The sequence below is a fragment of the Brevibacillus sp. SYP-B805 genome (genome assembly GCF_011059135.1).
GTDB lineage: Bacteria > Bacillota > Bacilli > Brevibacillales > Brevibacillaceae > Brevibacillus_F.
Map to the genome: position 1 here is coordinate 65,310 of NZ_JAALGD010000015.1, position 18,999 is coordinate 84,308.

The window sequence follows — 18,999 nt, forward strand, 5'->3', positions numbered from 1 at the left end:
GTCGTTTTTTATCAATCATATTAAAATTAGAGAAAAGCGAACCTGTCTTCCGGTCCGCTTTTCAAACACTTCTTACTTTTCCAGCCATTTTTTCAGGCTGTCGTAGCTTGCTTCCAGCTCCCGATCGACCGCGTCCGCCTCGTTGATATGGGCGGCGTACGCTTCGTCCATCTTGTCCAGGAACCCTTTCGCCTGGTTGACCTGTGCGGCGATGTTGTCGGCGAACCTTTTCTGCTGCTGAATGATTTCCATGACCTCTTTCATTTCGCTGCGCACCGCGTGGAAAGCCTGCACGATGCCATCCATCTTCTCCGAAGCCTCTTTGCTGGTCGCCAGGCCGTTGCGAATCGCCTCCGTGCTTTTGGCGCTGTTGGCCAGCGCTTCCTTGGTCTCTTCCTGGATTTTGCCGATCAGCTCCGCGATATGTTTCGTCGAGTTGGCCGTCATTTCCGCCAGCTTGCGCACTTCATCCGCCACGACGGCAAACCCTCTGCCCTGCTCCCCGGCGCGCGCCGCCTCGATGGCCGCGTTCAGCGCCAACAGGTTGGTCTGATTGGCGATTTCGCTGATCACCTTCACAATGCTCGTAATCTCGGAGGAACGCTCCTCCAGACGGCTCATCGACGCGGAGGTGTTGGTCGATTCCTGCTCCAAAAGCGACATCACTTCCACGAGATGGGAGATGGCGTTTTTCCCTTCATCGGAACGCTGGACGGATTGATCGCAAATCTGCGTCAACCGCTCCCCGCGCTGCTCCAGGCGGTTGGCGGACTGATCGGACGATTCGCTGATCGCCTGGATTTCGTCTACGAACCCCTTCATCCGTGCAGCCAGCTTCGCCAGCTCATCATGCTGCGCATTGACGAGCCGATGCTGGTTGATGATCGCCCCCATGCGCTCGTAAAGCGCGCGGATCTCCTCCATCCATGCGGCTTTTGCGTCCTCCTCCGGTTCCATTACCAGGGCGGTTGCAGCCATCTCCTGACTGGCTTCGTTTCTTTTCTTCTTCCAGAACATCTATGTCTCCTCCTTGTCTGCTACGACAATGTTTCATCACGATGGGAAAAGAGGCGCGATTCCATCACGCCGGGGTGCTGCTTGGCCAACGTCAGCAAATTTTCCATAAAATAATAATGCCCTTCCAACAGTTCGATCTCCTTGCGGCCAAACGTGTTTACCTGCAGGTACTGCTGCATTTCCAGTATGAAGCGTTCGAGCTTGACGTGGAAATCGTTCGCCCGAAGCATTTGGTCCACTTCCGGAAACTGCGCTTTCAGGCGGTGAATCTCGCCGTAAACCCTTGTCCCCTCCAGAATCAACTGATACGCCATTCTCTCATAGGAAGCCTCCGTTGCCTGTTTGGCAGCCCGCCGCGCCTCGCGCAGCGCGCCCAAATACGTGATAAAATGGTAAATGGTCAGAAACAGCGGCCCCAGAAAGAGGATGATCCCGGCCTTGTACACGTGCTGATTGGCGACATTGCTGATCAGCAGGAACAAATGGAACAGAATGGCTCCCAGCCAGACGTAGATGATGACATGGTGGTTGACTTTCCCCGCCTCTTCCTGACGGGAAAAGACAAAGGTCAACCCCAGCAGATAGAAAGCCAGCAGCGTAAAGCTGGCGCTGAACAGCGCCATCTCCATTTCCTGCAGCCACGCAGCATCCACCGGGATGTCGATCAAAAATTCAAAGGCCAGGACAAGCAGTGAGAACAGCAGTCCCAGAATCCAAAACCGGCTGACGTCGCTATCGATTCGCCGCTGTGTGCGATACCGTTCCGCACGGGATACTTTCAACTTTTTTCCACCTCACTGTCTTGAATGATTCGCCATTTTTCGCCCGATTCCTCTCGCCATCGCATGAAAATATCCATGGAGGTCAACATGAAACGACAACTTCCGGCAGCATTTGCCAACCGCATGCAAGAGCTGTTGCAGGACGAATATCCTGCCTTCCTGAAAGCCTATGAGGAGAATGCCCGGCAGGGGCTGCGCCTCAATCCGCTAAAGACGGACAGGCAAGCTTTTCTTGCCCGCAGTCCCTTCCGCCTGCATCCCGTTCCCTGGTGCCCGGATGGGTTCTATTATGCCGAGGAGGATCGGCCGGGCAAGCATCCGTATCACGCGGCAGGGCTCTATTATATCCAGGAGCCGAGCGCGATGGCGGTCGCGGCCGCCGTGGAAGCCCAACCCGGCGAACGGATTCTTGATCTGTGCGCGGCACCCGGCGGCAAATCGACACAGCTGGCGGCCGCGCTGAACGGGGAAGGGCTGCTGATCGCCAACGAACCTCATCCGGTCCGCGTCAAAGCCCTGTCGGAAAACGTGGAACGGCTGGGCATCCGCAATGCGATCGTCACCCATGAAACCCCCGAGCGGCTCGCCGACCGTTTCCCGCAATATTTCGACCGGGTTCTTGTCGACGCCCCCTGTTCGGGAGAAGGGATGTTCCGCAAGCTGCCGGAAGCGATTGCCGATTGGTCGGAAGAGAAAGTGCAGGAATGCCACCGGCTGCAGGCGGATATCCTGGCTGCGGCAGCGGTCATGCTGAAGCCCGGCGGCACCCTGGTTTATTCTACGTGCACGTTTGCGCCGCTGGAGAACGAGCAGACGGTCGCCCGGTTTCTCCGCGAACATCCCGAATTTACCCCGGAGCCGGTGCCCTTTGCCGACTTTTTCAGCCAGGGACGCGCCGATTGGGCCGTGCCGGCGGCCGCAGCGCTCTCCCTGACCGCCCGCCTGTGGCCGCACAAGCTGTCCGGGGAAGGGCACTATATCGCCAAACTGCGCAAGGATAACGGCGCAGCGGAAGCGCTTGGCCGAACAGGCGACCGCCCGAAAAAAGGAAAACCAAGCCGCCTCTCCTCCGGGGTAAAGGAGGCTATCGCGGCCTGGCAGTCTTTTGCCCGGGAAACCATGCCCGGGGTTGCGGAAGAGACGGAAGACCCATCCGCCTATCTGCTGTTTGGCGAGCAGCTGTACCATGTGCCTGACCAGGCCCCCAATCTGGCCGGCTTGAAGGTGACCCGCCCCGGCTGGCATCTGGGAACGGTGAAAAAAAACCGTTTCGAACCCTCCCATGCGCTCGCCCTCTCCCTTTCCGCCGATGAGGTCGTCCGCAGCGCCGACTTTGAGCCCGATCATCCGGATCTCCTGCGCTACCTGCGTGGCGAAACCATCAGCCGCCAGGGGGAAAACGGCTGGACGCTGGTATGTATCGAGGGGGTTGGGCTCGGGTGGGGCAAGCAGGTGGATGGGCAGTTGAAAAACCATTATCCCAAAGGGCTTCGTTGGCTCTGATCCGCCTGCCCCAGCCACCGCATCCGGAAACAGTTGATCCCTGTCCTGCCGAGATCATCCAGCAGGCCGTAATTGGCCCATGCCCCGATCACGGCCCCCAGTCCCGGAATCAGCTGCAGCATTTTGCGAAAGTCGATGGCGTCCCGGTATTCGCGCTGAAACTGCTCCCAATCGATCTGCTCGGCGAACCCGTCGGCGGACGGAACCCGGATCCCGTGCGTCTGTTCCCAGTTTTCCAACCGGGCAAACAGCGCGGGACGAACCGCCTGGCTGGAGAAGGCCAGCTGAAAGACATGGAGCAGATAGAGCCGTTCCCGCGCGTCATGGGTATCGTAGCCGTACACATGAGCCAGTTCAAAGAGAAACTTCATCTTGATCGCGATCAGGGCGGGAAAATCCACCATGCCGAGCAGGATGCCTCCCGCCCCTGTCCCTGCTCCTTCGGCTGCGGCGATTTTTTTGTACGTGGCAAGAAGCTGCTTCGCCCGTTCGTCCCGCTCATACAGCGTCAACTCCCGGAGCGGTTTTCCGGCCGGCACGTATTCCAGGCCGGACAGGGTTGTTCGGACAATCCCTTTGATCACGGCGGTTATGGTTTGATGCACCTTTTCGGGAATCAGGTCGTTTACCTTGGTCTGCATGCCTTTCGCGGCCCGTTCGAGAAGCCCCGGCGGTTTCAGCAGGTCCCGCTTCCACAGCCGCAGTTCCCGCCGTATCTGCTCTTCATAGCTGTACAAGACGATATCCTCCTTTCGTTCCGCGGAACAGGAAAACCCTCCGGTGGACAAATCCATCCACCGGAGGGCTGTTGTATGACCGGATCCCGTTAACGCGATCTGCGCTGTCCGTCGTTGGTTACCACCGTGAGGGAACCGTTGCGGATATATTTCATGATTTTGGAGATGGATATCCCGGTTTCGTTGGCAATCTGCATGGCATTGGAGTTGGGATGGGTCCGCAGGTACTCCTTCACGATGCGGTATTCGTCCCTCTCATGGCTGTAGCACGTCTTGCAGAAAACCTCTCCTGGCTGCAGCGCGCTCCCGCATTCCTTGCAAAACTGGGTCATGAAATGGTCTCTCCTCCCTCCGGGCAGGGCTTCCTGCCACCGTTCTCCGCCACCGGGCTGTCCTTTCTAACACCCATTTTACCCATATTGCCGGAGAAGAGAAACACTTCTTTTTACAAAATCCGGGCATTTTCGTCACGAGATGGAATCCATGGCATGATGGGCGATATCTGCAAATAGAGCCCGGATGTCCTCATGTGCTAGCGTTTCTCCTTTGCGGCGGACGGCTTCTTCTTCATGCCCGCCTTGCGCGCGGCCTTGGCTTCTTCCCGTTTCCGCTTCTGCTCATAGGTTGACTGCCAATGCTCGATCTCTTTTTGCAGCTTTTTCTTGTAGCCCGGCTTTACCTTCGCTGCCTTTTTCAAGGCGGCGGCGAGCGGCGCTTCCTTTTTCTTCTTTTCCTCCGCCTGCTCGCGTGCCTTCTCCTCGCGCAGCGCGGCAAAATGGGCTTCCCGTTCCTTGGCCCGCTCGCGGCGGCCCGCTTCGAGATGGCGGCCGGCGGTCAGCAGCTTTTCCTCCACCGTCGCTTTGGTCGCTTTGGCGATCCGCTGCATGATGGCTTTCTGCCGCGGCGAGATCAGCGAAATGGCGGTGCCGGCCTGACCGGCTCGCCCGGTGCGGCCGACGCGGTGGATGTAGCTTTCCACGTCATTGGGCAGATCGTAGTTGAACACATGGGTGACGCCTTCCACGTCCAGGCCGCGCGCGGCGATGTCGGTGGCCACCAGGTACTGGAACTTGATCTCGCGGAACTGCCGCATCAGCTGTTCCCGTTTCTTCTGCGAGAGATCCCCGTACAGCGCCTCTGCGGCGTAGCCCAGCTCCTGCAGCTTGGCGGTCAGGATCTGCACGCGCTGCTGGGTGTTGGCGAAGATGATCGCCAGATACGGATTGGTGCTTTCCAACAGGTCCAGCAGCGCATCCATCTTGTCGCTTTGATTCACCACGTAGTAAATCTGCTCGATCTGTTCGACCGTTTTCTGCTTGTTTTCGATCTTGATATGAGGCGGCTGCTTCATGAACTGCTGCGCCAGCTTCTTCACCTGATCGGGCATGGTGGCGGAGAAGAGCAGCACCTGCCGATGCTGGGGCGTGGAAGCAAGCAGCTGCACCACCTCTTCCAGAAAGCCCATCTCAAGCATCTTGTCCGCTTCATCCAGCACCAGCGTGGAAATGCGACCGAAATGAAGGGACTCCCGCTGTAAATGATCCAGCACGCGTCCGGGCGTGCCGACAACGATATGTACCTTCTGCTTCAGCTTGGCCAGCTGCCGCTCGATATCCGTTCCGCCGTGCAGGGACAGCACGCTGACATCGAGGTGTTTGCCCAGCTTCGCGATATCGTCCGCGATCTGGATGGAAAGCTCGCGGGTGGGGGTCAAGATCAATGCCTGAATGTCACGCTTTTGCGGCTGTAGCCGCTGCAGAATCGGCAGCACAAACGCGGCGGTCTTCCCTGTTCCTGTCTGCGCCTGCCCGATCACGTCCTTTCCTGCCAGGATCAGCGGGATCGCCTCCGCCTGAATCGGCGTCGGCTCTTTATAATAAAGGTCTTTGATTCCCTGCAGCAGTTCCGGTCGAAACCCGAATGCCTCAAACGATTGGCTCATCATACTCACTTCCTTTGTTTGCACGTCTCTCTATAGTATGCCAGTCTCCCGAAAAAAACAATGGAGCGCCTTCCACGGAAAACGGGCGGTCCGAGCAGCCGGAACACCCGTTTCTTCCCTCTTTATTTATTTGGCCAGTTCGTAGATGGCCTCCGCATAGATCGCCGTGGCCCGCACGAGATCCTCGATCAGGATGTGCTCGTCCCGCTGGTGCGCACAATCCGCCCGCCCGGGGAACAGCGGTCCGAATGCGACTCCCACATGCAGCGAACGGCCGTAAGTGGCTCCGCCGATGGCGATGAGCGTCGCTTCCTCGCCCGTCTGTTTCGCATAGACGCGCTGCAGCGTCGTCACCAACGGATGGGACGGATCGACCCGATGCGGCGTCATGTGATCTTCTATTTCCTGGACAAACCCCGCTTCCTTCAGCCGGCCGAGCACGATCGGCTCCCACTTCTCAAACGGCTGCGAATGGGGATAACGGATATTGATATCGAACGCCGCATCGCCCTCCGCTTCATAGCGGATCACCCCGGTGTTCACCGTAAGCGGCCCCATCTCGGGATCGGTGTGGGCGATGCCCAGCGCCTCGCCGTAATGCTCCTCATGCAGATACGTCTCCGTGAAGCGGACGAACTGCGCGGCCCGCTCATCCAGATCGAGCTGCGCCAGGAAATGAACCAGCCAGGTTCCTGCGTTCACGCCTTTGGACGGGTCCATGCCGTGAACGGACACCCCTTCCATGGCAAGAACCACGCGATCCCCCTCCACGGTGGCTTCGCCAATCCTACCCTGCTCCCGCAGAAAACACCGGTATTGCTCCGCGATCCCGGCTGCCGGTCTGCCGGCTGCCTGAAGCTCAGCGCGTGCGCGATCGGGAACCATGTTCATCCGCAGGCCGGCGTTCAGACGAAGCAGGCGGGCGTCCGGATGGGGACGGGCGGGCAGCCCCTGCTGCAGGAACGCGTCCCTGGTCTGTCGCCAGACCAGATGCGTCAGCCCCTTTTCCGCATAGATCAAGGGAAAATCGGCATCCGGCGAAAAGCCCATGGCCGGCATCTCTTCCGTCTCAAAATAGCGCTTCATGCAGCGCCAGAGCGTTTCCTCGTCCGTCCCGAAAATCAGCCGCACCCGCTTGGAGAGGGGCAGCCCCAGTTCCTTGACGATCCTGGCGGCGAAGATGGCCGCCATGGCGGGCCCTTTGTCGTCAAGCGCCCCTCTGGCCACGATCCTGCCATCCACGATCTCGGCCGCATACGGCGGGGAAGACCAGCCATCTCCCTCGGGCACTACGTCCACGTGGCTGAGAATGCCGATCAGTTCCTCGCCTGCGCCAAACTCGGCATGTCCGGCATACCCTTCCACCACCTTGGTCGCCATGCCGGCATCGGCGCAGACCTGCAGGGCAAAATCAAGCGCCCGCCGTATCCCTTCGCCGAACGGCGCGCCCTCCCGGACCGTCGACTCGTCCAGCACGCTCTTGATGCGCAAAAACTCCTGCGTCGTGCGGACCAGCTCTTCTTTTCGTTTCTCCACTTCCGCCAGCCAGTTGATCGTTGTCTCGCTCATCCGTTACTCCATCCCTTCCGTCTCTTTTTCGCCTGTCGCCGCCTCGCCCATCTCCAGCGAATCTTCGTCCAGATCGATTTCCACCATGGAGAGAAGCGATTCCATCGGCAGCTCCTTCTTCCGCTTGAACGCCATCTGCGCTTCCTTGATTTCCTCGCGAATGTTGTTCATCTCGCTGTCCAGTTTGTAGGAAGCCTTGGCTGCCTCGATCAGTCGCTGGCGGATGTCGGCCGGGATGATTCCCTCGTACTTGTAATTGAGGGAGTGTTCAATGGTGGCCCAAAAGTTCATCCCCAACGTCCGGATCTGGATCTCCACCGGAATGGTCACCTGTCCCCGCGCAGTCATGAGCGGATACTCTACCGCCAGGTGATAGCCGCGGTAGCCGCTCTCTTTCGGCCTGGTCACATAATCTTTCTCCAAAAAGATTTTCATATCGTTCCGCTGCCTGATCATTTCAACGACAGCGGGAATATCGTCAATAAACTGGCAGATCACGCGCAACCCGGCGATGTCGCGCAATTCCCAGGCAATCTGCTCATTGATCGGGAACTGCAGCCGGTTTGCCTTGGCATAGATGCTGGCCACCGTTTTCACGCGGCCCATCACGAATTCGATCGGGGAATGCTCTTTCCGCTTGCGCAGCTCGTTGCGGATATTTTTCAGTTTTACCTTGATCTCTTCCACTGCCTGCTCAAAGGGCAACAGGTACAACTCCCAGTCCATCTTCTGCACGCTCTCTCTCGCTAGAATCTACACGTCCTTATGATTCAACAATTCGCCTGCAATATCCTGCCAGCGGCCGAATGAAACGCTTCTTCCCTGGGCCCGCGTGCGCACGAAAAAACCCGAAGCGACGCTCCGGGCCTTGGGTCAGTTCGTATCAAGCATGAAAATGACAGGGGGAGATTGACTTCCCCAAACGCATGGATGCATCTCCGGTGAAAAAACGCGGATTCAGGCGCTTTCCCTGATCATCGCGATCTCGTCGCACATCGGCAGCTTGGAGCAGTTGATGCAGTCCTTCCACACCTTTTGGGGCAGGGTTTCCTTGGGCACCACGTAGAACCCGCACTTTTCGAAAAAGTCCTTCTGGTAGGTGAGCGCCAGCACCCGGTTGATCCCCAGCTCCCTGCATTGGTCCACCAGATGGAGAACCAGCCGCTTGCCGACCCCCAAGCCCTTGGCCGATTCGGCGATGGCAAGAGAGCGGATTTCCGCCAAATCTTCCCACAAAATATGCAGGCCGGCCACCCCGATCACATCCTGGCCGTCAAAGGCGACAACAAACGATTGCAGATTTTCGCAGATGGACAATTTCGTACGCGGCAGCATCAACCCCTGCTGGGCGTATTGATTGATGATCTCCAGCATCTGATCGACGTCCTTCATCGTCGCCCGACGGATGGTTATGACCTTCGCGACGCTCATGGTTCATTCCCCCACTCCATGCACTTCTGCCTGGTTTAGAATAAATATTCATCATAATATATAAATATACATACCTGACGCTGCTTCGTCTATCCTTTTTTCGTGCACTGCCAAAGATATGTTATAATGATGGAACGGAGGTGGATATCTTGACCACGAGACGCGAACGGAAAAAGCGGGAGACCCGGCAGAAGATTTTCGACGCCGCCATCAAGCTGTTCAAGCAGCACGGATTTGAGGCGACGACCATCGACATGATCTCGGAAGAGGCGGATGTGGCCCGCGGCACCATTTTCCTCCATTTCCCCTCCAAAGAAGCGATCCTGGCCAACTGGGGATACGAACGGATCCAGGAAATCGAGGAGCGCCGGGAAGAGTGGGATTACGGCGACAGCTGCAAGCAGCGCGTCCTGCGCATCTACAAGATTTTGAACGAAGTCAATATTCAAAACTACGATTTCATCAAGGTGCTGGTCGAATCGTCGATGAAGCACCGGAAAGTGCTGGAATCGGAAAAGAACATTTACTTCGAACTGCGGGAACTGTTTGCCGATCTGATCGAGGACGCCCAGGAGAAAGGACGGCTGAAAACGAAATTTAATCCGCTGGTGGCCGCCAACATGCTGGAAAACATCTATTACAATGCGCTCTATGATTGGGTACGCTCCGAAGGGGCATGGCCGCTTGAGGAAATCATGGAAGAAAAGGTATCGATCGTCTTCGAGGGTCTTGATGCGACATAGACACGTAACCGCCTGCCGGCACGCAGGCGGTTTTCCTGTCTTTCCTATGCGCTCGGGGATTGGCCCAGCCTCGGCAGGGTGATGGTTGCCTCCGTCCCCTTGTTTTTTTCGCTGGCAAACTGAATGCTTCCCCCCATCGCTTCAATGATCCGGCAGCTGACCAAAAGCCCCAGACCGGTTCCCTTTTCCTTGGTCGTAAAGAACGGCTGACCCACCTGCGTCAGCTGTTCCTTGCTCATGCCCAGTCCGGTATCGCGAATCGTGATGACGACGTGATGGCCGTCATGCCGGGCGATCAGGTCAATCACACCGCCCGTCGGCATCGCTTCGATCCCGTTTTTGATCAGGTTCATCACCACCTGCTTGAACTTCAGCGGATCACCCCGAATCGCCAGCCGTTCTTCCACCTGAATCTTGATCTGCACGCGGTTCATCAGGGCATAGGAGTACATGATCACCGCCACCTGCCGCAAACACTCACCGGCTTCAAATTCCTCCACCAGCTCCGCCTCCGGTCTGGCGAGACTCAGATAATCGGAAATGATATACTCCGCACGATCCAATTCGCTTAACACAAGGCGGATGTATTCCCGATTCTGGGAATCGACGCTGTCCCTGAGCAGCTGCACAAAGCCGCGCACCACCGTCAGCGGATTGCGCACTTCGTGGGCCACGCTGGCAGCCAGCTCGCTGATCAGCATCAGCTTTTCCGAGCGCTGCAGCTGGTTTTTCATCATCGCGTTTTCCCGCAGGTACTCCGCCAGGAAAACCGTAATCCCCAACAAGGAGATGCCGATCAGACCGACCGCCATAAACAGGTCCAAGCGCTCCACGATTTCCGGAAGCGAACACCCGTGCAAAAGCGACACCGCAATCAGGACAATGAAGGAGATCGCATGCTTCACGAGGCCGATGATCAGTGCGAGAAGGATGCGCTGCATGCGGGAGAGCGCGTTCCACCGCGCAGCATAATAGAAGAGGAGGACCAAATAACCCGAACTGAACAAGGTAACCCAAACCCCTTCTCCGCCGAGATAGCCTCTGTATCCCAGCATGACCAGCGCCACGAAAATGCCCGGCGCGTATCCGCCATACAAAAAAGCCATGACGACCGGGACGGTACGCACGTCGTACACCAGACCGCCATCCACCGTGATGGGAAAACTCATGCACAGGACGACGGACAAAGCGCTGACCGCCGCAAACAGAATCCGGGCCGACATGCGCTCCTTCTCTCCGCTTCTGCCAGATAGGCCGCCTTGGAAGAGCAGAATGGGCAAGATGATCAAGCAGAACTGAAGCAAGATATCCTTGATTACAATCATGAACGGTTCTCACTTCACTTTTTGGGCAATTTTCACTTTTCCTAAAGAATACCATTTTCGGAAAACGGAAGGAAGAATGATTTCCAGCCTATTCTTCCCCTTGCTTCCCGTGTCTGCTTTCCCTATGATGGAGGATGAAATCTATTCGGAGGGAACACGTACGTGCATACAACCATCAAACGTGAAGATATCGAACTGTTGGCACCCGCCGGCAACTGGGACTGCCTCAAGGCCGCCGTCGCCAACGGTGCCGATGCCGTCTACTTCGGCGTCGAAAAATTCAACGCGCGGGCCCGCGCCCAGAATTTCCACATGGACGAACTGCCGGAGATCATGGCGTATTTGCATATGTACGGGGTGAAAGGGTTTTTAACCTTTAACATCCTCGTCTTCGAGCAGGAGCTGAACGAAGCGAAGGAACTGATCGAAGCGTGCATCGATGCCGGCGTTGATGCCGTGATCGTGCAGGATCTGGGGCTGGTGAAGCTGATCCGGGAGATCTCTCCCGACTTCCCCATCCACGGTTCCACTCAGATGACCATCACCTCCCCGGAGGCTGTGGAGTTCACAAAACCGTTCAACCTGGAACGCGTCGTCCTTGGACGGGAGAATTCCCTGAAGGAGATCAAGATCATCGGCGAGAAGGCGAAACTGCCGATGGAGGTGTTCGTGCACGGCGCACTCTGCGTCTCTTATTCCGGCCAGTGCCTGACCTCCGAAATGTGGGGCGGCCGCTCCGCAAACCGCGGGGAATGCGCCCAGGCATGCCGCCTGCCGTACGACCTGATCGTCGACGGCGTGCAGAAAGAGATGGGGAATGTGGCGTATCTGCTCTCCCCGAAAGATCTGGCCGCCATCGACCTCGTGCCGGAGTTGATCGAGGCCGGGGTTACCTCGTTTAAGATCGAAGGCCGGTTAAAATCGCCGGAATACGTGGCCAATGTGGTGAGCAAATACCGCGCCGCCATCGACCGCTACTTCGCCGGGCAGGACACCAAACCGAGCGCAGCGGAGATCCGCGAGCTGCAGCAGAGCTTCTCCCGCGGCTTCACCCACGGCTTCCTCGAGGGCACGAACAACAAGACGCTCCTCGACGGCACCTTTCCCAAAAGCCGGGGGGTATTCCTTGGCACGGTGAAACAGGTGCTGAAGCATGCGGTCCTCATCGACCTGCAGTCACCGCTGAAACGGGGCGACGGCATTGTGTTCGATGCGGGCGATCCCAAGCAGGAAGAAGAAGGGGGCCGCGTCTACGACATCCTGTCCCGGGGGCGCAAGGTGGAAGGCGAAGTGGAGCGGGGCTTGTACGAGATCGTGATGGGCCGCCATGATGTCAACCTGAACCGGATCCATCCGGGCGACCGCGTCTGGAAAACAAACGATCCCGAACTGAACAAGCGCCTGCGCAAAACGTTTGAAACGGACAAGCCGTACCGGACGTTCCCGCTGGCCGTCCATGTGAGCGGCCGCGTCGGGGAACCGCTCACGACCACGTGGGTGGACGAGCAGGCGAATCACGCGGTTACCGTCAAATCGGAAAGCACGCTGGAAGCCGCTCTGAAACGCCCCCTCACCCATGCGCTGCTGCATGAACAGCTGGGCCGTCTGGGCGGCACCCTGTTTCATCTGGAGCCTGCGCGTTTGACGGTGGATCTGGAAGGCGACGTGATCGTGGCGGTCAGCGAATTGAACCGCATGCGCCGGGAAGCGGTGGAGCAGTTGGTGGCACTTCGCCGCAAGCCGCCTGTTTACCGGAAGCGGCAGGTGGATGTGTATGCGGATGTGAAACCCACCCAGCCGGCGGCACAACCGATGTTGACCGTCCTCTGCCGTTCGCTGGAACAGCTGGAGGCCGCCGCCCAGACCGACGTCGATTACCTGTATGCCGATTTCGAATTCGTCAAACAGTATCCGGAGGCCGTCCGTCTGGCGCGCCGCTACGGCAAACCGATCGGTCTCGCCACCATGCGGATTCACATGCCGGATGAAAACGGCGTGCTCGCCCTGATCGCCAAAAGCGCGCCCGATGCCATTCTGGTGCGCAACACCGGGGCGCTCTACTATTACATGGCCCGCCGGGAACAGCACGGGATCACCTTGCTCGGCGATTTCTCCCTGAACATCGCCAATCACAAGGCGGTGGAACTGTTCCTGGAATGCGGTCTGAAACGGGTCACCCCTTCGTATGATTTAAACGTGCAGCAGATGATCGACCTCATGCGGCATACGGACAATTCGAAGCTGGAGCTGGTGATCCACCAGCACCTGCCGATGTTTCACACCGAACACTGCGTCTACTGTACGTTTTTGAGCGAAGGGACGGATCATACCAACTGCGGAACCCCCTGCGAGAAATCGCGCATCTCCCTGAAGGATCGGGTCGGCTTTTCCCACCCGGTGCGGGTCGATACGGGCTGCCGCAATACCGTATACAACGCGATTGACCAATCGGGGGCGGAATATCTGCCGGAATTTCTAAAGCTCGGGGTCGGCAGCTACCGGATTGAATTCCTGGAAGAAGAGCCCGCCCGCGTGCAGGAAGTGATCCGCCTCTACCGCCAGGCGCTGCGCGGCGAAGTGAGCGGCACGCATGTATGGCGGACGCTGAAGGCAACCAACCAGCTTGGCGTAACCCGCGGTCAGTTGACCAAATAAAGGACAGGGGGAGTAGGAAGATGGCTGATCTCACACAGGCGACACGGGAGAACCTGGCGATTCTGATCGAGGGGATCAAAACGAAGCTGAACATGGTCAATACGGCTGTCATGCGGCCGGAGGATTTTGATCTGGAGAGCTACGACGATCTGTTGTATCTGTATAACATGGTGCAGCGAAAAGGCGCTTTCAGCATCAACGAAATGACGGCCATCGTGGAAGAGCTGGGCAGCCTGCGCAGGCAGAAATAGAAAAACAAGAGGGACCGGGTACGCTGAACCGTACGCGGTCCCTTCTGCTATCGGGCGGCAACCTGCAGCCGCTGTGCGGCCAACCAGCGCTGATAGCTGGCTTCCGTCTCCTGCAGCAGCTTCTCTTTTGCCTTCTCCCGCGCTGCCAGAAACGCCGGGTTCTGTTCCAATTCCGGCCGTGTCCGCAGGATGATCTCGTAGCGGATGCCGTTGACCAACAGTTGGCGATGGATGAGATTATCCGATGCTTGAAAATCGGCCGCATCGCGAATCTTGTACGGATAATAGCGCGGCTCGCCGTGGGCTTGCGGAAATTTGAACATCTGGGCGCAGAAGGTGAGGGCATCCCGGTATTCGGAGGCATAACTGCCGCCCGTCGTGACCAAGCGGTTCCGGCTGTCCTTCGCAAATCCCGGGATCCCTTTCTCCACGGCCCACAGCAGCGCCGGATCCTTCGTGTCGGCAAGTTTCACCAACCCTTTTGACGGATTGGCCTCGTGGAAGATGTTGTACAGCACATGGGCGACAAACTGGCTGCTGATGCCCTTCGCCATTTCCTCCCGGTTGACATACCCGGCGTTGACCAGCGCGTCCACAAAGGTTTCGCCGCCTGCCACATTGTCCGAAGGCACAGGCTCCAATGTGCCGAGCATGGTGTAGATCTCCAGCAGCAGGGTTTCCGGCGCCAAGCTATAGGAGTCGATCTGGAATCCCCGGGTAAATGGGCCGTTTGCCGTATAGTACGCATCCCTGATCTCCTGGACACGCGGCCTGGCAGCCTGGTAAGCGGGATCGGTATTCTCCGTCAAATCGGGCAGGATGCTCAGGATGGCCGGATATTTCATCTCAAACGGTTCATAGGTAAACCGGTAGGTCGTGACGGAGTCGACCGGCTGATAGACGATGGCTCCCTGCCTGTTGACATACGTGACGTGCCCGTTCCATCTTACCTTTCCCAGGCCGTCTTCAAAGGGCTCTGCCTCGTCGAAGATCAGTCCCGTCATCAGCTGCCCGTCCCCGCTGATATAGCCCCATTTGCCGTTTTGCTTCACCGGGCCGATTCCCTCTCGAAACGGGCCTACCTCCTCATAGATCGGCGGTGCGATCTCTTTCCCTTCGGTATCGACATAGCCCCACTTCTGCTGGAGGCGTACCCGGGCAACGCGGCTCTCCTCCTGCCGCCAATCAAACGCGATCTCATCGTAGACGGGCGGGATGATCACCTTCCCGGCGACCGTGATCGCTCCCCATTTGTCACCCTTCTGAAACGTAAGCACGTCCGGATAGCCGGTGAACAGCAGGCCGTCGAACTGCGGCTCTGTTGTCGTTTTGCTGTTGACATCATAAAAACCAACCTTGCTGCCCAACGTGAGTTTCACCAGCTCTTTACTGATCATCACGTCATCGTACACCGGCGGCACAATGGGCTTCCCGTGCTGATCCAGGACTCCCGTCTTTCCGTCCTTCTCCACCACAAAAAGACCCGTCTCATCATCTTCAGAGAGCTGATCGTAGTCGTTGGGGATCAACAGACTGCCGTCCGCCCGAATCATCCCCCATTTGCCATCGATGTTTATGCGGGCCCGTCCTTTCGAAACGGGTCTGACCTCGTCATAGCGCAAAGGGATCACGACGGTTCCCTGCAGACTGCAATACCCCCACTTGCCGTCCTTGTTCACGGCGACCAATCCTTCGCTCGGCTCATTCACCGCATCATAGACCGGCTGAACAACCACTTTCCCGCTGTTGTCCATCCATCCCCAGAATGCGCCCTTCCTCACCTTGCGAATGGGAGACGCGTAGGAATATTTAATTTCATCAAACATCGGCCCTACCGTGTAGCGGTTGTTCTGCGGCAGGAGATAGGCAGCCTGGCCGCCAGCTGTGACTTTGACCAGTCCGTCCTCATCCCGCACATCATCAAAGAGTGTATCGGAGATTGGTTGTCCCCCCTTCTGCACCACCACCCATTTGTCTTTGATTCGGGTGGCGGCCAGCCCGAAGGAAAGCTTCACAAGGTTGTTATAGATGAAGGGGATCACGACCTTGCCGTTTTTATCGATCACGCCCCAACGGTTGTTTTTTTTCACGATGGCGCTCCCGTTGGCAAAGCCGTATCCATACTGGAATTGCAGGGGAATCACCAGTTTCCCCTGCCGGTTGATATACCCCCACTTGCCGTTCTTCTCGACCGCCGCCACCCCGTCTTGGAATGGCTCGATCGACGAATAGGCAGCCGGGACGATCATGGTGCCGTTGGCGGTCACCGCTCCCCACAGCGTTCCTTTTCTCACCCGGAAGGTGTCGTTCACGTCATCATAATCCATTTCATCGTAGAGGGGCGGGATGACGATCCTGCTGGCAGCGGGATCGAACGTTCCCCATTTTCCGTTCTTTTTGACGGTATACACCATTTTGTGCAGGGTCAGATTGGCGTAGCGATCATACGCGTCAAACTGCGGCGAAAACAGCCACTTTCCTTTCTTGTCGAGAAATCCCCATTTTTGCTGAAGGCGGGCGGCCACAAACTCATCTTCCACCCTCACGTCTTCATACTCGGGTTCGAGCAGGAGGTGTCCCAGGCGGTCGACAACTCCCCATTTGTCTCCTGTCCGCACTCGCGCAATGTCATCATATAAAAAGAAATCTTCAATGAGATCAAACCGGGGCGACAGGAGAACCTTACCGTTTTGATCCATCAGCCCCCATTTGAAATCTTGTTCGACGGGAAACACAGGCACGGGCTTTTTCCCCTCTTCCGCGGCGGCTCCCGTGACGCAGGAAAATAGCAGGCAGACGGCCAGAGCCGTTTTGGCGATACGCTTATGCACGATTCCTCTCCTCCATGAAGGGCAACATTCTCTTCCGTGACAGTTGGACGATGGCACGGATCAATTTGTTTCCAACATTTCTCTGTCATCTTTTAACAAAGTAACATGCCGCGCGTATAAAAAGAAGGGTCGTTTTCGTCTTTATGGAAACAACACGTTTTTGTGGAAAAGGAGGACGACTATGCGCGACGAGCTTGAACTGCAGGAGATTGGACAACAAGCGGAGGAGATCCACCAAATATCCGTGGTAGGTTCAATGGATCAGCAGACAAGAAGAGACCGCAGGCAAGCCCGCGGTCTCTTGTTACCTGCCGGCAGGCGCTTCCACAGGCAGCGATTTCAGTCCAGGCACCGGCGAAAACACCACCCATAAGGGAGCCAGCAGCAGACCCGCCGCCCCAATGATCAAAGCCGTTTTCATTCCGAACAGATCTCCCAGATAGCCGCCGAGAAACGAACCGATCGGGATCGTCCCCGTCACGATAAAACGGTACGACGCATTCATCCTGCCGAACAAATGAGCCGGCGTGACGGACTGACGCAGGCTGATCACATGCACATTGGACATGGCTACCCCGCACCCGGCCACGAAAAGATAGACGGTCAGGATAACGGGTGCAAGCGGCGTCCCTCCTTCCGCCATCAGCAGGATCAGCGGCGCTGCGCAGCCTACGGTCATGCCCCCGACGAGCGCTGCCCCCACTCCGACACGCTCCGCCATCCTTTTGGCCAGCAGAGAACCGACCAGCGACCCGATGCTCCCTGCCGCCATGATGAATCCGAGGGCAACCTCCCCGATCCGCAGCTCCTTGACGGCATAAAGGACGAGAAGCGCCCAGATCACCATATTGAAGAGGTTATACATGGCGGCTTGCGCGACAATCGCCCGCAGCAGCGGGTTGACAAACACCAGGCGGAACCCCTGCCCGATCTGCATCCAAAGCCCCTCCCCCCTCTGAACCCTGGCCGGTTCCGGCTCCCGCCTGCGAATCATCCCCAGGCTTGCGGCAGCGACGAGAAAGGAGCAGGCATCTAAAAGGATGGCCAGCGGCGCTGTCAACCAACCGATGATCAGCCCCGCCAGTCCCGGGCCTCCCACATCCGCCATGGAGGCGCTCGCCAGCAGCTTGCTGTTCCCTTCCATCAGCTCATTGGGTGCAACCAGCGAAGGGAGATACGCCTGATACGCCAATTGGAACAGTACCGTCAAAGCGCCCACGAGAAAACTGATGGCGTACAAGCATTCCATCCGCAAGAGGCCGCCCAGCGCCAGCAGCGGAACCAGCAAGAGCAGGAGCGCGCGGCCGACATTGCTGAAGATCAGCAGCGGCCGTTTGGTTCGCCGGTCTACCCACACCCCCGCCATCAGGGTAAACAGGAGGAACGGCAAAAATTCCGCCGTCCGCAAATAGCCCATCTGCATCGGTGTGGCTTGCAGCGTCAGCACCGCCGTCAGCGGAAGCGCCAGCACCGTAATCTGCGAGCCGAACAGGGAAATCGTCTCGGCCAGCCAGAGCTTCCGAAAATCAGGATTGTTCAAAAGCCCCCATCGCATCCTTGTCATCCTGTCTCCTCCCCTTATGTAACTCCCAAATTAAAATATGTTGGTTACATCCCATTTTATACCATATTCGGCTTCCGGGAACAATCCAAATTCGTCTTGCATATGCAGAGAAGAGAAGGAAAACAATATCTCTTGGATCCATTCACAGGAGGTATGCGCCATGAATCTCATGCCTTACGAGCCGTTTCGCTTCTTGGACCAGATGAGAAAAGAGTGGGATCGCTTCTTCCCGCATTTCGAACAGTCCTTCGGCATGCCCCGCATCGACATTCGGGAAACGGAGAAAGAAGTGATCGCCACCTGTGATCTTCCCGGTCTGGAAAAGAAGGAAGATGTCCACATAGACGTAGATCGCAACGTGTTGACGATCAGCGGCACCATCAACCGGGCCTCGGAAACCAAAGGCGAACAGATGTACAGACAGGAGCGGTTTGTCGGCCGCTTCCAGCGGTCGGTGTCTCTGCCCGCACAGGTGTCGGAAGAGGGGATCAAAGCCTCATACAAAAACGGGGTTCTTGAAGTGCGGCTGCCCAAACGGCAAACGGCCGCAAAGAAGCGAATCGACGTGGAATTTCACTGACAAAGGAAAGGCTCTTCTCTTTTTTCTATAAATAAGTGAACAGGCCGCTCTTACACGCCAAAAGCCCCT

16 protein-coding genes are annotated in these 18,999 nt (G+C 57.4%); 5 read left to right on the forward strand and 11 right to left on the reverse strand.

Going from position 1 to position 18,999, the window contains the following annotated elements:
• Window positions 1-72 precede the first annotated feature (72 nt).
• Both G3578_RS21190 and G3578_RS17000 read right to left on the reverse strand, forming a co-directional pair.
• Entirely contained in the window at window positions 73-1,017 is a 945-nt protein-coding gene (locus tag G3578_RS21190; RefSeq protein ID WP_165214166.1) for a methyl-accepting chemotaxis protein, read from the reverse strand.
• A 20-nt stretch (window positions 1,018-1,037) separates the two neighbouring features.
• Window positions 1,038-1,799, reverse strand: a complete 762-nt coding sequence (locus tag G3578_RS17000) for a hypothetical protein (RefSeq protein ID WP_165214167.1) — start codon at window positions 1,797-1,799, stop codon at window positions 1,038-1,040.
• Window positions 1,800-1,886: 87 nt separating this feature from the next.
• Between G3578_RS17000 and G3578_RS17005 the strand changes: the two genes are divergently transcribed.
• Window positions 1,887-3,302 carry an RsmF rRNA methyltransferase first C-terminal domain-containing protein gene (locus G3578_RS17005; RefSeq protein WP_165214168.1) on the forward strand — a complete coding sequence of 472 codons (1,416 nt, stop codon included), beginning with the start codon at window positions 1,887-1,889 and terminating at the stop codon, window positions 3,300-3,302.
• Here G3578_RS17005 and G3578_RS17010 read toward each other — a convergent pair.
• From G3578_RS17010 to G3578_RS17035, 6 genes are all read right to left on the reverse strand, one after another.
• Window positions 3,275-4,039: an EcsC family protein gene (locus G3578_RS17010; RefSeq protein ID WP_241254683.1), complete on the reverse strand. Its 765-nt coding sequence runs from the start codon at window positions 4,037-4,039 to the stop codon at window positions 3,275-3,277. The genes G3578_RS17005 and G3578_RS17010 overlap by 28 nt on opposite strands.
• 89 nt (window positions 4,040-4,128) lie before the next feature.
• Window positions 4,129-4,371, reverse strand: coding sequence for a hypothetical protein (locus tag G3578_RS17015; RefSeq protein ID WP_165214170.1), 243 nt, complete (start codon window positions 4,369-4,371; stop codon window positions 4,129-4,131).
• 200 nt (window positions 4,372-4,571) lie between these two features.
• Entirely contained in the window at window positions 4,572-5,981 is a 1,410-nt protein-coding gene (locus tag G3578_RS17020; protein WP_165214171.1) for a DEAD/DEAH box helicase, read from the reverse strand.
• A 126-nt stretch (window positions 5,982-6,107) separates the two neighbouring features.
• Window positions 6,108-7,550 (reverse strand): dipeptidase PepV, encoded by a 1,443-nt coding sequence (pepV, locus tag G3578_RS17025; RefSeq protein ID WP_165214172.1) that lies wholly within the window; start codon window positions 7,548-7,550, stop codon window positions 6,108-6,110.
• Between the two features lie 3 nt (window positions 7,551-7,553).
• Window positions 7,554-8,285: a GTP pyrophosphokinase family protein gene (locus tag G3578_RS17030; RefSeq protein WP_165214173.1), complete on the reverse strand. Its 732-nt coding sequence runs from the start codon at window positions 8,283-8,285 to the stop codon at window positions 7,554-7,556.
• 222 nt (window positions 8,286-8,507) lie between these two features.
• Entirely contained in the window at window positions 8,508-8,981 is a 474-nt protein-coding gene (locus G3578_RS17035) for an N-acetyltransferase (RefSeq protein ID WP_165214174.1), read from the reverse strand.
• A 149-nt stretch (window positions 8,982-9,130) separates the two neighbouring features.
• Between G3578_RS17035 and G3578_RS17040 the strand changes: the two genes are divergently transcribed.
• Entirely contained in the window at window positions 9,131-9,724 is a 594-nt protein-coding gene (locus G3578_RS17040; protein WP_165214175.1) for a TetR/AcrR family transcriptional regulator, read from the forward strand.
• 44 nt (window positions 9,725-9,768) lie between these two features.
• Here G3578_RS17040 and G3578_RS17045 read toward each other — a convergent pair whose 3' ends face one another.
• Window positions 9,769-11,049 carry an ATP-binding protein gene (locus G3578_RS17045; protein WP_165214176.1) on the reverse strand — a complete coding sequence of 427 codons (1,281 nt, stop codon included), beginning with the start codon at window positions 11,047-11,049 and terminating at the stop codon, window positions 9,769-9,771.
• A gap of 162 nt (window positions 11,050-11,211) precedes the next feature.
• Between G3578_RS17045 and G3578_RS17050 the strand changes: the two genes are divergently transcribed.
• Window positions 11,212-13,704: a U32 family peptidase gene (locus tag G3578_RS17050; protein ID WP_165214177.1), complete on the forward strand. Its 2,493-nt coding sequence runs from the start codon at window positions 11,212-11,214 to the stop codon at window positions 13,702-13,704.
• Between the two features lie 20 nt (window positions 13,705-13,724).
• A complete protein-coding gene (locus tag G3578_RS17055) occupies window positions 13,725-13,955 on the forward strand; it encodes a DUF1128 domain-containing protein (RefSeq protein ID WP_165214178.1) in 231 nt (76 codons plus the stop codon).
• Between the two features lie 47 nt (window positions 13,956-14,002).
• Here G3578_RS17055 and G3578_RS17060 read toward each other — a convergent pair whose 3' ends face one another.
• Both G3578_RS17060 and G3578_RS17065 read right to left on the reverse strand, forming a co-directional pair.
• Window positions 14,003-16,786 carry a WG repeat-containing protein gene (locus tag G3578_RS17060; RefSeq protein WP_165214179.1) on the reverse strand — a complete coding sequence of 928 codons (2,784 nt, stop codon included), beginning with the start codon at window positions 16,784-16,786 and terminating at the stop codon, window positions 14,003-14,005.
• A gap of 304 nt (window positions 16,787-17,090) precedes the next feature.
• Window positions 17,091-18,350, reverse strand: a complete 1,260-nt coding sequence (locus G3578_RS17065; protein ID WP_165214180.1) for an MFS transporter — start codon at window positions 18,348-18,350, stop codon at window positions 17,091-17,093.
• Between the two features lie 160 nt (window positions 18,351-18,510).
• On the opposite strand from G3578_RS17065, the gene G3578_RS17070 reads away from it, so the two are divergent.
• Complete coding sequence (locus G3578_RS17070) at window positions 18,511-18,930, forward strand: Hsp20/alpha crystallin family protein (RefSeq protein WP_165214181.1); 420 nt, start codon at window positions 18,511-18,513, stop codon at window positions 18,928-18,930.
• Window positions 18,931-18,999 lie beyond the last annotated feature (69 nt).